The organism is Flavonifractor porci, assembly GCF_037572415.1.
Classification (GTDB): Bacteria; Bacillota; Clostridia; order Oscillospirales; family Oscillospiraceae; genus Flavonifractor; species Flavonifractor porci.
This window is the reverse complement of the sequence record NZ_JBBHLB010000004.1, coordinates 307,304-320,790: the sequence shown is the minus strand read 5'-3', so window position 1 is coordinate 320,790 and position 13,487 is coordinate 307,304. Positions and strand designations below refer to the sequence as shown.

Annotated in this window: 11 protein-coding genes; 4 read left to right on the top strand and 7 right to left on the bottom strand. The window is 60.1% G+C overall.

Going from position 1 to position 13,487, the window contains the following annotated elements:
• Positions 1 to 139: 139 nt before the first annotated feature.
• Both WHJ28_RS05525 and WHJ28_RS05520 read right to left on the bottom strand, forming a co-directional pair.
• The gene (locus WHJ28_RS05525) at positions 140 to 1,615 is read right to left on the bottom strand and encodes a serpin family protein (RefSeq protein ID WP_340040437.1); all 1,476 of its coding nucleotides are present in this window, start codon (positions 1,613 to 1,615) and stop codon (positions 140 to 142) included.
• A 2-nt stretch (positions 1,616 to 1,617) separates the two neighbouring features.
• Positions 1,618 to 2,085: an RNA polymerase sigma factor gene (locus tag WHJ28_RS05520; protein WP_340040435.1), complete on the bottom strand. Its 468-nt coding sequence runs from the start codon at positions 2,083 to 2,085 to the stop codon at positions 1,618 to 1,620.
• Between the two features lie 241 nt (positions 2,086 to 2,326).
• On the opposite strand from WHJ28_RS05520, the gene WHJ28_RS05515 reads away from it, so the two are divergent.
• A complete protein-coding gene (locus WHJ28_RS05515; protein WP_087189243.1) occupies positions 2,327 to 2,575 on the top strand; it encodes an IreB family regulatory phosphoprotein in 249 nt (82 codons plus the stop codon).
• Between the two features lie 133 nt (positions 2,576 to 2,708).
• The gene (locus tag WHJ28_RS05510; protein WP_340040433.1) at positions 2,709 to 3,407 is read left to right on the top strand and encodes an ATP-binding protein; all 699 of its coding nucleotides are present in this window, start codon (positions 2,709 to 2,711) and stop codon (positions 3,405 to 3,407) included.
• Positions 3,408 to 3,482: 75 nt separating this feature from the next.
• Here the strand turns inward: WHJ28_RS05510 and WHJ28_RS05505 are convergent, their stop codons facing one another.
• Positions 3,483 to 4,988, bottom strand: a complete 1,506-nt coding sequence (locus WHJ28_RS05505) for an N-acetylmuramoyl-L-alanine amidase family protein (RefSeq protein WP_340040431.1) — start codon at positions 4,986 to 4,988, stop codon at positions 3,483 to 3,485.
• A gap of 191 nt (positions 4,989 to 5,179) precedes the next feature.
• On the opposite strand from WHJ28_RS05505, the gene WHJ28_RS05500 reads away from it, so the two are divergent.
• Both WHJ28_RS05500 and WHJ28_RS05495 read left to right on the top strand, forming a co-directional pair.
• Entirely contained in the window at positions 5,180 to 7,426 is a 2,247-nt protein-coding gene (locus WHJ28_RS05500) for a hydratase (protein ID WP_340040429.1), read from the top strand.
• A gap of 245 nt (positions 7,427 to 7,671) precedes the next feature.
• Positions 7,672 to 9,771, top strand: coding sequence for a glycogen debranching protein (locus WHJ28_RS05495; RefSeq protein ID WP_340040427.1), 2,100 nt, complete (start codon positions 7,672 to 7,674; stop codon positions 9,769 to 9,771).
• Positions 9,772 to 9,856: 85 nt separating this feature from the next.
• Here WHJ28_RS05495 and WHJ28_RS16490 read toward each other — a convergent pair whose 3' ends face one another.
• From WHJ28_RS16490 to WHJ28_RS05480, 4 genes are all read right to left on the bottom strand, one after another.
• On the bottom strand, positions 9,857 to 10,006 hold the full coding sequence (locus tag WHJ28_RS16490; RefSeq protein ID WP_425461102.1) for a hypothetical protein: 150 nt from the start codon (positions 10,004 to 10,006) through the stop codon (positions 9,857 to 9,859).
• Positions 10,007 to 10,102: 96 nt separating this feature from the next.
• On the bottom strand, positions 10,103 to 10,405 hold the full coding sequence (locus WHJ28_RS05490; RefSeq protein WP_340040442.1) for an IS3 family transposase: 303 nt from the start codon (positions 10,403 to 10,405) through the stop codon (positions 10,103 to 10,105).
• Between the two features lie 442 nt (positions 10,406 to 10,847).
• Positions 10,848 to 12,104, bottom strand: coding sequence for a phosphoribosylamine--glycine ligase (purD, locus tag WHJ28_RS05485; protein ID WP_340040425.1), 1,257 nt, complete (start codon positions 12,102 to 12,104; stop codon positions 10,848 to 10,850).
• Positions 12,105 to 12,302: 198 nt separating this feature from the next.
• A complete protein-coding gene (locus WHJ28_RS05480; protein WP_340040423.1) occupies positions 12,303 to 13,475 on the bottom strand; it encodes a phosphoribosylaminoimidazolecarboxamide formyltransferase in 1,173 nt (390 codons plus the stop codon).
• Between the last annotated feature and the right edge of the window lie 12 nt (positions 13,476 to 13,487).

Here is a 13,487-nt window from a genome sequence, read left to right as displayed (position 1 = left end):
TGACGCCATTGGAAAAGCATAAGTTGTGCCTCGCCGCATAAAAAGTGGCCAGCAGAAATGAACTGCTGGCCGGGGAATTTTTATACTTTTTCACTGTCCTCTTGACGGGTAGCGGTTCAAGATGCCGCGGGGGCTGTGCTTATACCTGCTCCACCACACCCACAAAGAGGACGGTGGCGCCGTCCCGAATCACGAAAAGGAAGGGCCGGTCCAGATCCATGATGCAGATCTTCGGGTCCTCAGGGGGAGCAGCCGCTCCCGCATCTGCCATCAGGGTGACGGCGGCGGCCTCCACTCCCTGCTCATCCACCTTTACCCGGGCGATCTGTCTGGCCTGATCCAGCCACACCGGATCGGTATCGGTGAGGAGGGTAAAGTCAGCGGTTTCCGGGTCAAGCACATCGGTGATCCCCATACCTGTCAGGGCGGAGGTCAGATCCAGGTCCGAGCTGATGTCAAACTTGGGCACCGACCACTGGACCTCGCCATAGATCTGGTTTTCAGACTGGATGAGTTCCTGCAAAAAGTCCGGGTCCGCCAGCAGATCGGCTGGACTCACGCCCTCATCAGGAAGCACGAAGGTCATCGTACCGTTGCTGGTATCCAAAGAGGCCGCCTGATAGCCATTCTGCCGGAGAAAGCCGGCGGTCTGGGTCTTGTGCATGAAGTCTACCCGGGTCTCAGCGCCGTTGGCGGCGGTGAACACGTCCTCCTCCGTGAGACTGGGATCAAACTCGTCGCTCCACCGGGCCTGGAAGTACAGGGTGGAGGCCAGCACCGCCAGGGTATTGGCCTTGGTGGTCAGTACCTTGCCGTCAGAGCCGATAAGGCCTTTTGTCTGCTCTGATACCCACTCATTGATGGCCTGGTCCGCCTCATCAGTACCCATAGGAACCTGAAAAGAGCCGGTGTAGTAGTGCTCCGCCAGTGTCTCCAGGGTATCCTGGTGAAAGCTTACATTCTCATTGAGCCAGATGGAGGTACCCAGCAGGGTGGCAGCGGTACCGTCGTCCAGGTAGAGGGCGTGCCACAGAATGTCGGCCCATTCCCGCAGCTGCTCCACGTCGGAAGCGCCCAGGGCGTCCAGCACCTGCTGTCTGGTCTCCCCGCCGGTGGTTTCGGCCAGCATGGCCAGGGCAAACCACAGGGATACGGGAGAATAAACACGGTTGCCCTCCCCCGCCAAAGCCAGGGCCGCGCTGGTGCCAGTATAATCTTTCAGGGCGGCAGTCAGCTCAGGAGTGTCACGCAGGCTGGCGGTCTCATCCCGGTAGGTCTCCCAGGCGTCCAGATATACATCCAGTTCCTCATTGAACCGCTCCCACTCCGCTTCGCTGCCCCCCAGTGGTTCGGTGGGGTGCTTGGGCAGGTCTGGATACTCGGGGAGAGCAATGGCATAGGCGCTGCCAGTCAACGGTCCGCCGCCGGTCCCGCCGCCCAGGCCGGGAATACCGGTGATGAGCAGGGCCGCGGCTGCCGCAGCCGCCACACCCGCCGGTACCAGTGCTTTCAGAGGCTTTCTTTTCCGATTGGAAGCCTCCCCCTTCACCGCCCGCTCTACTGCGGAACGGGTGGGATGGAGGACATCGTTGGCCCGTTTATATTCATCCATCATGGTCATTCGTCTCCTTTCAGTGCCTGCGCCAGCCTGTCCCGCCCCCGGGACAGCCAGCTTTTCACTGTACCCGCCCTTGCTCCGGTGAGGGCGGCGATCTCATCCACCGAATAGCCTTCATAATAGTGCAGGTGGATTACAGTCCGGTATTTTTTTGGCAGGGCCAGCACCGCCTCATAGACCTGCCGGTCCTGGGGCTCCATGGCTTGAGTTACCGCCTCCTCCAGAGGCAGGTGGGTCCGCCAGCGGGCGGACAACAGGGTATTGGTGCAGTTCAGGGTACAGCGAATGAGCCAGGCCTTCCGGTGTTCATCGCTGTACAGCTCCTCCTCGTGGCGAAAAAAGCGGGCAAACACCTCCTGAAACACATCCTCACTGTCCTGGATATGGCGGGTACGGGCCAGGGCCAGCCGCCACACCATATCCCCCCAGCGGGCGATCTGCGTCCGGGCAGTCCTCTCATCTGTCATGGCTTTCCCTCCCTTGTGGGCATCCGGGAACCGCCGGTTTCACCCGCGCTCATGCCCATAAGCGAAGGTCCCGCCAGGCCCCTGGTATCCATAATACCACAGCATCTGCCCAACGGTTGCATTCCCGGGTTATTTTTCTTTCCAACATCTTAAAGATTGATAAATTTTCACCCGCCCCCTTTACAGCGCGGGTATTTTCAGCTACAATGGAAAGCAGATTGAACCAGGAGGTGCGACAGGTATGGAGACCGATTACACTCGCAAATTCAGCATCCGCTATGAAAAAGATCCTGAGATCAAAGAGGTGCTGACCTCCGTATACAACTCCCTTCAGGAGAAGGGATATAACCCCATCAATCAGATCGTGGGGTACATCCTCTCGGAGGACCCGACCTATATCACCAACTACAACAACGCCCGGGCCCTTATCCGCAAACTGGACCGGGACGAGTTGTTGCAGGAGTTGGTCAAGCAGTATCTCAGGGATTGATGTCTGATTGCGAGAAAAAGATGTCTGCGCTATGCGCAGACATCTTTTTTACTATTTGTGTTGCTGCTGCAACATACCATACCCTCCGACTCTGGTATGCTTGTCTCATACAATCACAAGGAGGCGTTGATCCATGAAACGCAAGATCATAAAAATTGATGAAGCACTGTGCAACGGCTGCGGCCTGTGTGCCGCCGCCTGCCACGAGGGCGCTATTGAGATGGTGAACGGCAAGGCCAAACTGACCCGGGAGGACTACTGTGACGGGCTGGGGGACTGTCTGCCCGCCTGCCCCACCGGAGCCATCACTTTCGAGGAGCGGGAGGCTCCCGCCTACGACCACGCCGCTGTGCTAGCGGCCAAAGCTGCCAAGGAGACAGCCGCCGCTCCCCTGCCCTGCGGATGCCCCGGCAGCATGAGCCGGACCATCCACCGTGAGGCTGCCCCCTCCCCCTGCACTGGGCCGGCGCCCAGCCAGCTGCGTCAGTGGCCGGTGCAGATCAAGCTGGCTCCTGTCAACGCCCCCTACTTCGACGGCTGCCATCTGCTCATTGCCGCCGACTGCACCGCCTACGCCTACGGCAACTTCCATCAGGATTTTATCCGTGGCAGAGTAACCCTCATCGGCTGTCCCAAGCTGGACGAAGGGGATTACACTGAAAAACTGACCGCCATCCTGGCAGGCAACGATGTAAAGAGCGTCACTGTAGTTCGCATGACGGTGCCCTGCTGCGGCGGCATTCAGCGGGCGGTCCAGAACGCCGTGGCTGCCAGCGGGAAGGACCTTCCCATGCGGGTGGCCGTGGTGGCTCCCGACGGTTCCGTACAGTAAGCACCGTCAGCAGCTCCCTTTCCATCAATAAAGCCGAGCCCCCTCCGGTTTTTCGGATGGGGCTCGGCTTTGTTGTTATGTCCCGGCCTTCAGATAGGCCTCCACACCGTCGGCAATGCCCTGAGCGATCTTTTGCTGGTAATCAGGATCACACAGCCGGGCCAGTTCTCCCGGGTGGGTCATGAATCCGGTTTCCACCAACACGGCCGGCATGGTGGTCTCCCGCAGCACCTGGAAATTGGCGGAGGGGGTGCCCCGCCCGATGCCGCCGGTGGCGGCTACCACCCCGGCCTGCACCTGCTTGGCCAAGGCCTCGCCCCGGGTGCTCTTGGGAAAATAATAGGTAAAGATCCCCTCATAATCCGTCCGGTCCAGGGCGTTGCAGTGGATGCTGACAAAGACCTCCGCCTGGGCGGCATTGGCCATTTTAGCCCGGTCGGCCAGGCTCACTGAGTCGTCCCCGGTCCGGGTAAGCACCACGTTATACCCCCGTTCCTCCAGGATCTCCGCCAGCATCAGGGACATGGGCAGGGTCAGCTCCTTTTCCTTTACATCATTTCCGTTTTCATCGGGGTAGACCGCGCCCGGCTGATTGCCGCCGTGGCCGGGGTCGATGGCAATGGTGATCTTGCTCGGGTCCAGAGGCGGTACCTCCGGCTGCTCCGGCACATCGGTAACGCTGACCCGCACCTGATTCTCACCGGCAGACACAGACAGATGCTGGGCATAGCTGACGCCGGAGGCCAGATCCAGCACCACCCGCAAGGTGTGGGGATACCCGTAACCCAGATTATCCCCGTGCTGGGAGCAGCGAATCTTCTCAATGGCGTCGCTCTCCACCTGAAGGGTCAGTTCCTTCCCCACCGCCGGTGCGTACACCGCCCCCAGCAAGTCTATGGCCACCCGGTCCCCCAGGTCCACAATGCGGTACTTGGGCGCATGGTCGGCGGTGATGGTAAGGGTCTGCTTCTCCTCATCAAAGGACAATTCGGTGATCCATCCCAGATCTGCCTCCTGGGGCTGGGTGGGGTCAGGCTGCTGAGGCTCCTCCGGAGAGGTAATGGCTACTGTAGCCGTCTCCCCCACCCATTCTACGCCGGCCCCCAGCTGCTCGGACACAAAGCGGAGGGGTACCATGGTACTCTCCTTACCATCCCACATAACGCCGCCGGCAGGCACTCCGTCGGGCAGCTCCACCGCCTGGCCGTCCACCAGGGCCGTGGCGCTGCCTGCCGTCAGTACAATGGTGTTCTCCTCCCGCAGGATGATGATCTGCCGGGTTTCGGGTACCCAGGTCACGGCAGCGTCCAGGGCCTCGGAGATAAGCCGGACAGGCACCAAGGTACGACCGTTGGTGCTCCCCTCCGGATAATACGCCAGCGCCGGCACATCCTCCGGTATTAACGCTTCCCCATCCAGAGTCAGATTGACACGATCGGTTACCGTGGGTTCACTGTAGCGCTGGCTCACCTCATCATAAAACCGGACGGTGATTTGCTCCGTCCCCGCCGCCATAGCGGCCGGCAGCAGCCCCACTGCCACCGTCAGCAGCAAAAACAGCGTAAAAATACGTTTCTTCATGGTATGCTCCTTGCCAGAACTGGGATATCTTCGACATATTTTATCCTATTTCCCATATAGCCGTCAAGAAAACACCGCCAGAAAAAGTTGACATAAATTTCGCCCTCCACAAAATGACGGATAAAGCTCTTGCACTTGCAAGAAAAAGTTGGTATGATGAAAGATAATTCAAGAGCATCGGAGGGAATACTATGCTGAACATCACCCGTCAGGGCGTCTATTATAAAAACAACGCCTTTGTGCCTGTCCAGGACGGCCCCGCCGCCGGCCTGCCCGCTCCCGAGGAGGCAAAGAAGGGCACCATGGCCTATTCCATTCTGAAGGCCCACAACACCAGCGATTCTATGGACAGTCTGGCCATCAAGTTTGACGCCATGGCCTCCCATGACATCACCTACGTTGGCATCATCCAGACTGCCCGGGCCTCCGGCATGAAGGAGTTCCCGCTCCCCTATGTGCTCACCAACTGCCACAATTCCCTGTGCGCCGTGGGCGGCACCATCAACGAGGACGACCATGTGTTCGGCCTGTCCGCCGCCAAAAAGTACGGCGGTGAGTTTGTCCCCGCCCACCAGAGCGTCATCCACTCCTATATGAGAGAGCGGTACGCCGCCCCCGGCAAGATGCTCCTGGGCTCCGACTCCCACACCCGCTACGGCGCCTACGGCAGCATGGCCATCGGTGAGGGCGGTCCCGAGCTGGCCCGGCAGCTGCTGGAAAAGACCTACAACATCAGCTATCCCAGGGTCATTGCCATCTACCTCACCGGCGCCCCCATTCCCGGCGTGGGTCCCCAGGACGTGGCTCTGGAGCTCATCCGCTCCACCTTCAAGGACGGCACCGTCAAGAACGCCGTCATGGAGTTCTTCGGTCCCGGCGTGCAGAGCCTGTCCATGGACTACCGCTCCGGCATCGACGTCATGACCACCGAGACCACCTGTCTGTCCTCCGTGTGGGTGGCCGACGACACTCTGAAGGATCACCTGGCGGTGCTGGGCCGCGGCGGCGAGTTCAAGCCCCAGGCTCCCGCCGACGGCGCCTACTATGACGGCGTCATTCATGTGGAGCTGGACAAGATCCGTCCCATGATCGCTCTGCCCTTCCATCCCTCCAACGCCTACACCATTCAGGAGTTCAAGGAGAATATGGCCGACCTCCTCCACCAGGTGGACGAGGACACCATGCACCAGCTGAAGCTGAAGAGCAAGCCCGCCTCCCTGCTGGACAAGATCGTGGACGGCAAGTTCATGGTGGACCAGGGCGTCATCGCCGGCTGCTCCGGCGGCACCTATCAGAACATCGTCCGGGCGGCCCAGGTGCTGGACGGCCACGCCATTGGCTCCGACGCCTTCTGGCTGTCCGTCTATCCCACCAGCCAGCCCGTCAACCTGGAGCTGACCCGCCGGGGCTACATCGCCTCCCTGATGGCGGCTGGCGCCTCCATCCGCTCCTGCTTCTGCGGTCCCTGCTTTGGCGCCGGCGACGTGCCCGCCAACGGGGCCTTCTCCATCCGCCACTCCACCCGTAACTTCCCCAACCGGGAGGGCTCCAAGCCCTCCGACGGTCAGGTGTCCTATGTGGCTCTGATGGACGCCCGATCCATCGCCGCCACCGCCCTCAACGGCGGCGCACTCACCGGAGCCGACGAGCTGCCCAACGCCCCGGTTGATCCTGCCGTGGAACCCTTCGCCTATGACGACACCCCCTACAAAGCCCGGGTGTACTTCGGCGTGGGCAAGTCCGATCCCAACCAGGAGCTGGTCTTTGGCCCCAACATCGCCGACTGGCCGGAGCAGGTGGCTCTGCCCGACAACCTGCTGCTCACCGTGTGCTCCGCCATCTATGATCCCGTCACCACCACCGACGAGCTGATCCCCTCCGGCGAGACCTCCTCCTACCGCTCCAACCCCATCAAGCTGTCCGAGTTTGCTCTGAGCCGGAAGGACCCCCAGTATGTGCCCCGGGCCAAGGAGGTGCTGGCGGTGGAACGCCTGCGCCGCACCAATCCCGGTGCTCCCGAGGTACAGGAGGCCATGATGGGCCACGATCCCGCCAACACCGGCCTGGGTTCCCTGGTCATGGCCCTCAAGCCCGGCGACGGCTCCGCCCGTGAGCAGGCCGCCTCCTGCCAGCGTGTGCTGGGCGGTGTTGCCAACCTGGCCGCCGAGTACGCCACCAAGCGCTATCGCTCCAACGTGGTGAACTGGGGTATGCTTCCCTTTATCAACGAGGAGGTAAAGGACTGGAATATCCAGCCCGGCGATAAGCTGTACATCCCCGGCGTCCGCACCGCCCTGGACAGCGGCGCCGACGTGATCCCCGCCGTCCTCATCCAGAACGGCACGGAGCACACCGTCACCCTGAAGCTGCCCGGCATGACCCGCGAAGAGCGGGATATCGTTCTGGCAGGCTGTTTGATCAATTATTACGCCAAGTAAGATATCCCGCTCTTCCCCGCCTCATATGCGGCGTACCAAGCGTTTTGCCGTAGGCAAAACCTTGATGCGGGGCGAATTCACTTCGCCCCAGCAGATCAGATCCGCCTTGGGGCCCCCACGGAGCCCGCTCCGTGGGGCGCGCGGGATATCGTTCTGGCAGGCCGCCTCATCAACTACTACGCCAAATAAAAGCAGGGGCGCTGCACATCGATGCAGCGCCCCTCTTTTTCAAAGGAGACTTTCCCATGGTCCCAAAGCCTACCCCACTGCTGCCCGCCAAACCCCTGGCCGCCACCAACAACATCTCCGGCTTCCGGGTGCGGCCCGGTCTTTTTCTGCTGAACGGCGCCAACGTGGTGCCTGGCGGGGTCAGTTTCACCATCCACTCCATCAACGCCACCTACTGCGAACTGTGTCTCTTCCGCCGCACCCAGCAGGAGCCCTTTGCCATTCTTCCCTTCCCGGAGCACTTCCGCATCGGCAACACCTTCTCCATGATGGTCTTTGACCTGGACATCCACGAGATCGAATATGCTTATCGGATGGACGGTCCCAATGACCCGGAGCGGGGCCTGCTCTTCGACAAGACCAAGTACCTGCTGGACCCCTATGCCCGGGCGGTCACGGGGCAGAGCGTGTGGGGCAGCAACCAGACTCCAGGCTGCTCCTACCATGCCCGGGTGGTGGAGGACATCTTCGACTGGGGAGGCTTCCATGACCCCCATCTCCCCTTCCGGGATATGATCATTTATGAGACCCACGTCCGGGGCTTTACCCAGCATCCCTCCTCCGGCGTCAAGCATCCCGGCACCTTTGAGGGTCTGCTGGAGAAGCTGCCCTATCTGCTGGAGCTGGGAGTCAACACAGTGGAACTGATGCCCATCTTCGAGTTTGACGAGATGGCGGACGAGCGTATCGTGGACGGCAGGCAGCTGCTCAACTACTGGGGCTACAACACCGTCTGTTTCTTCGCCCCCAACACCAGCTACACCGCCACCCCGGAATTCAATCATGAGGGTACCCAGCTCAAGCACTTGATTCGCACTTTAAATGAGCACGGCATCGAGGTCATTCTGGACGTGGTGGTCAACCACACCGCCGAGGGCAATGAGCAGGGTCCCTTCTTCTCCTTCAAGGGTCTGGACAACAACATCTATTATATGCTCACCCCCGACGGCAAGTATTATAATTTCTCCGGAGTGGGCAATACCCTCAACTGCAACCATCCGGTGGTGCGGCAGTTCATTCTGGACTGCCTGCGGTACTGGGTGGTGGAGTACCGGGTGGACGGGTTCCGGTTCGATCTGGCCTCCATTCTGGGCCGGGACACCGACGGCGCTCCCCTGTCCGAGCCGCCCCTGCTGGAGAGCCTGGCCTTCGATCCCATCCTGGGCCGGGTCAAGCTGATTGCCGAGGCCTGGGATGCCGGTGGGCTGTACCAGGTGGGCTCCTTCCCCTCCTGGAACCGGTGGGCCGAGTGGAACGGCAAGTACCGGGACGACCTGCGCTGCTTCCTGAAGGGAGACAGCGGCTTGGCCTGGGCAGCAGTCCAGCGCATTACCGGTTCTGCCGACCTCTATCCCCCCTCCCAGCGGCAGAACGCCTCGGTGAACTTCCTCACCTGCCACGACGGCTTTACCCTGTACGACCTGTACTCTTACGACGTCAAGCACAACGAGGCCAATGGCTGGGGCAACACTGACGGGGCCAACGACAACAACAGCTGGAACTGCGGTGTGGAGGGGGATACCGGGGACCCGGCGGTGCTGTCCCTCCGTGACCGGCTGATGAAAAACGCCTTTGCCGTGCTGCTGTGTAGCCGGGGTACCCCCATGTTCCTGGCAGGGGACGAGTTTGCCAACACCCAGTTCGGCAACAATAACGCCTACTGTCAGGACAACGAGATCTCCTGGCTGGACTGGTCCCGGCTTGAATCACATAAAGATCTTTTCCAGTTTGTCTCCCAAATGATCGTCTTCCGCAAAGCCCACCCCATTATCCGCGGAGAAACCGCCCCCGCCCGGTGCGGCTGGCCTTCCGTCTCCCTCCACAACGGCGTGGCCTGGAATGCCAAGATAGACGAGCAGACCCGGCAAATCGGGGTGCTCTTTACCGGCCGTAACCAGGATGATACCGCCGACGACCTCATCCTGCTGGCAGTCAATTCTCACTGGGAGGCTCACTGGCAGGGCCTGCCTGAGCTGCCCTCCGGTCTGCGGTGGAGCCTGGTACTCCACACCGCCTGCCCCGATCCCTTTGGCGCCGGCCCCCTGTTCAGCGGAAATGGACTGCAGATGGGCCCCCGCTCGGTGGCCGTCTTTCATGCGGTCAGCGGACGCAGTTGATACAAAAAAGCCTGCCGGAAAATTTGAACCGCCCCAGATTGTGCGGACAGCACAAAAAGGCCTCTATGTAGGGAAATATGAAGTTTTAAGCGGATTGACGCAGCGTGAGCGGCGCCACTCCAGTTTTTAGCTGAATGCTCTCGTGGTTGTAAAAATAGATATAGTGGTCAAGCATCTCATAGGCTTCGCAGAATGAAGCCGGTTTATGGCGGCAGATACGCTCTGTCTTGAGAATGCAAAAGAAATTTTATGCAATAGCGTTGTCATACGGCGTTCCTCGTCTTGACACGGAGGGCTTAATGCCATAAGATTTTGTCAGGTTAAAGTATGCTCACAAGGTGTACTGGAACCCCTGGTCGCTGTGGAACTTCCGCCCCATCTGTTGCCACTTTCTGCGGCAGCAGATTTCCAAAAGCAAACCGTATTTCTCTATGATACGAAGGATGGTCTTGGGATTGCGGTGAATGACTCGCTTCTTCAGCACCATCCACATCCTGCGGTAGCCATATGTGCGAAAGCTGTGCTCCCTCTGTTCCGCAATGATTTTTGCAAGGGCCGCGTCTTTCTCCGACCTGCCCAGGCGATGGACGAAATCATCGTATCCGCTTCGGGATACTTGAAAGAAGTGACACATGACGGATACTGGATATTCATTTCTGTGCCGGTAGATCACGGCATATTTTGCCCTTGGCCTCACTTCCTTTCTGTGGGGCGCAGAAAATCCCGTAATAGCTCGTTTTCCATCTTTAGCCGTTTGTTATCATACTTGTACTCTGCCAGTGTTTTTGCAGGTTTACGCCCTCGTGTCTTTGGAAGGACCGGTTCCTTTAGCCAACACTGAGTGGCCCGCCAACTGATCCCATACTCCCGGCACAAAGCACGCTGGCTTTCTCCTCCGCGGATTCGTGATACCACTTCTTCTCTTATCCCTACCGGATACTTTTTCATTCCTTTTTTCCCGGACATAGCAAGCCCCCCTAATGTAGTTTTATTTTCCTACATTAGGAGGGCTTTTCTCTATTGTCCGATTTTACTGGACCTGTTCAATTTCCCGGCCGGAGGCCTTTTTATGGCGTTTATACCCGACCAATGTCGGTGCGGAAGTGTATATCCTGGAAGTGGATGTGCTTGGCGGAGGCGTAGGCTCCATCAATGGCCTGGTCCAGAGTATCGCCCACGGCGGTGACGCCCAGAACACGGCCGCCGTTGGTAACAATGTCGCCGTTATCGTCCAGTTTAGTACCGGCATGGAATACCACGGCAGCCTCACCGGCTTCCTCCAGACCGGTAATGGGATATCCCTTCTGATAGCTGCCGGGGTAGCCGCCGGAGGCCAGTACCAGGCAGCAGGCTGCACCGGGCTTCCAGCGGATATCCAACTGGTTGAGTGTGCCCTCCCGGCAGGCGGCGAAGATTTCCATCAGGTCGGAGTCCAGCAGGGAGAGGACGGCCTGACACTCGGGATCGCCAAAGCGGGCGTTGTACTCCACCACCTTGGGGCCATCAGATGTAATCATGAGGCCGAAGTAGATGACGCCCTTAAATGGACGGCCCTCCGCCTTCAGTGCCGCTACAGTGGGCAGGAAGATCTCCCGCATACACCGGACAGCTACGGCACCGGTGTAGTTGGGGGAGGGGGAGATGGCGCCCATGCCGCCGGTGTTGGGGCCCAGGTTGCCGTCATAGGCCCGCTTGTGGTCCTGGGAGGAGGGCATACACAAAAGATGTTCTCCATCGCAGAAGGCCAGCACGGTGACCTCGGGGCCGGTCATGCACTCCTCGATGACGACCTTGGCGCCGGCCTCACCGAAGCGGTGATCGCTCATCATGGAGCGGACGGCCTCCTTGGCCTCTTCCACGGTCTGGGCCACAATCACGCCCTTACCCAGGGCCAGACCGTCGGCCTTGACCACGATGGGGGTGCCCTGAGCTTCCACATAGGCCAGAGCGGCGTCCATGTCGGTGAAGGTCTCATATTGGGCGGTGGGGATGTTGTACTTCTTCATCAGGTTCTTGGAGAAGATCTTGCTGGCCTCAATGATGGCGGCGTCCGCCGTGGGACCAAAGGCGGGAATGCCCGCCGCCTCCATGGCGTCTACCATGCCCAGAGCCAGGGGATCATCGGGGGCGACCACCACAAAATCCATGGCGTGGCTCTTGGCCCACTTGACCATGCCGTCCACGTCGGTGGCGGCGATGGGAACGCACTGGGCGATGGATTCAATGCCGCCGTTGCCGGGGGCGCAGTAGAGCCGGGTGACATGGGGGCTCTGGGAGAGCTTCCAACAGATGGCGTGCTCCCGCCCGCCTCCGCCTACGACGAGAACTTTCATTGTGATATACCTCGTTTCTCGTTAGTGTTTGGAGTCCCCTCCGGGGACCGGTTCAGTGAGTATGACTCCCAGTATGGTCCCCTCGGAGAGCGGAGGGGGTATCGCGGCAAAGCCGCGTATCCAGGGGGAACTGGTTCCCCCTGGAAGGCGCATATGGGAGCGAAGCGACAGCCTTTCCGCAGAAAGGCGATGCGCCTTTTAATGGTGGAACAGCCGCATCCCGGTAAAGGCCATGACAATGCCGTACTTGTTGCAGGTGGCAATGACGTGGTCGTCCCGGATGGAGCCGCCGGGCTGTACGATATAGGACACGCCGGACTTGCGGGCCCGCTCCACATTGTCGCCGAAGGGGAAGAAGGCGTCGGAGCCAACGGTGACGCCGGACTGGGTGGCAATCCAGGCCTTTTTCTCTTCAGTGGTAAGTACCTCAGGGCGTACCTTGAAGGTATTCTGCCACACGCCCTCGGCCAGCACATCCTCATACTCGTCAGAGATGTACACGTCGATGGCGTTGTCCCGGTCGGGGCGGCGGATGCCGTCCACAAACTGGAGGCCCAGTACCTTGGGATGCTGGCGCAGCAGCCAGTTGTCCGCCTTGGAGCCAGCCAGACGGGTGCAGTGGATGCGGCTCTGCTGACCGGCGCCCACACCGATGGCCTGGCCATCCTTCACATAGCACACGGAGTTGGACTGGGTGTACTTCAGGGTGATGAGGGAAATGAGCATATCCCGCTTGGCGTGCCCGGGCAGCTCTTTGCTGTCGGTGACGATGTTGTTCAGCAGGTCGGTGTTGATTTCATAGTTGTTGCGGCCCTGCTCAAAGGTGATGCCGAACACATCCTTGTGCTCGATGGCCTTGGGAACGTAGTTGGGGTCGATCTCCACCACGTTGTAGCCGCCCTTGCGCTTGGTCTTGAGGATGGCCAGGGCCTCCTCGGTGTAGCCGGGGGCGATGACGCCGTCGGACACCTCCAGAGCCAGGTAGCGGGCGGTCTGGGCGTCGCACACGTCGGACAGGGCGGCCCAGTCGCCGTAGGAGCACAGCCGGTCGGCACCCCGGGCCTTCACATAGGCGCAGGCGATGGGGGACAAATCCATATCCTCGGCAAAGTAGATCTTCTTCTCCACGTCGGTAAGGGGAGTACCCACAGCGGCGCCCGCGGGGGAGACGTGCTTGAAGGAGGCGGCAGCAGGCAGGCCGGTGGCCTCCTTCAGCTCCTTGACCAGCTGCCAGGAGTTCAGCGCATCCAGAAAGTTGATGTAGCCAGGCTTGCCGTTAAGCACCTTGATGGGCAGCTCGCCGGATTCCATAAAGATGCGGGCGGGCTTTTGGTTGGGATTGCAGCCGTATTTCAGCTCCAGTTCGGTCATGTTCTGTGCTTC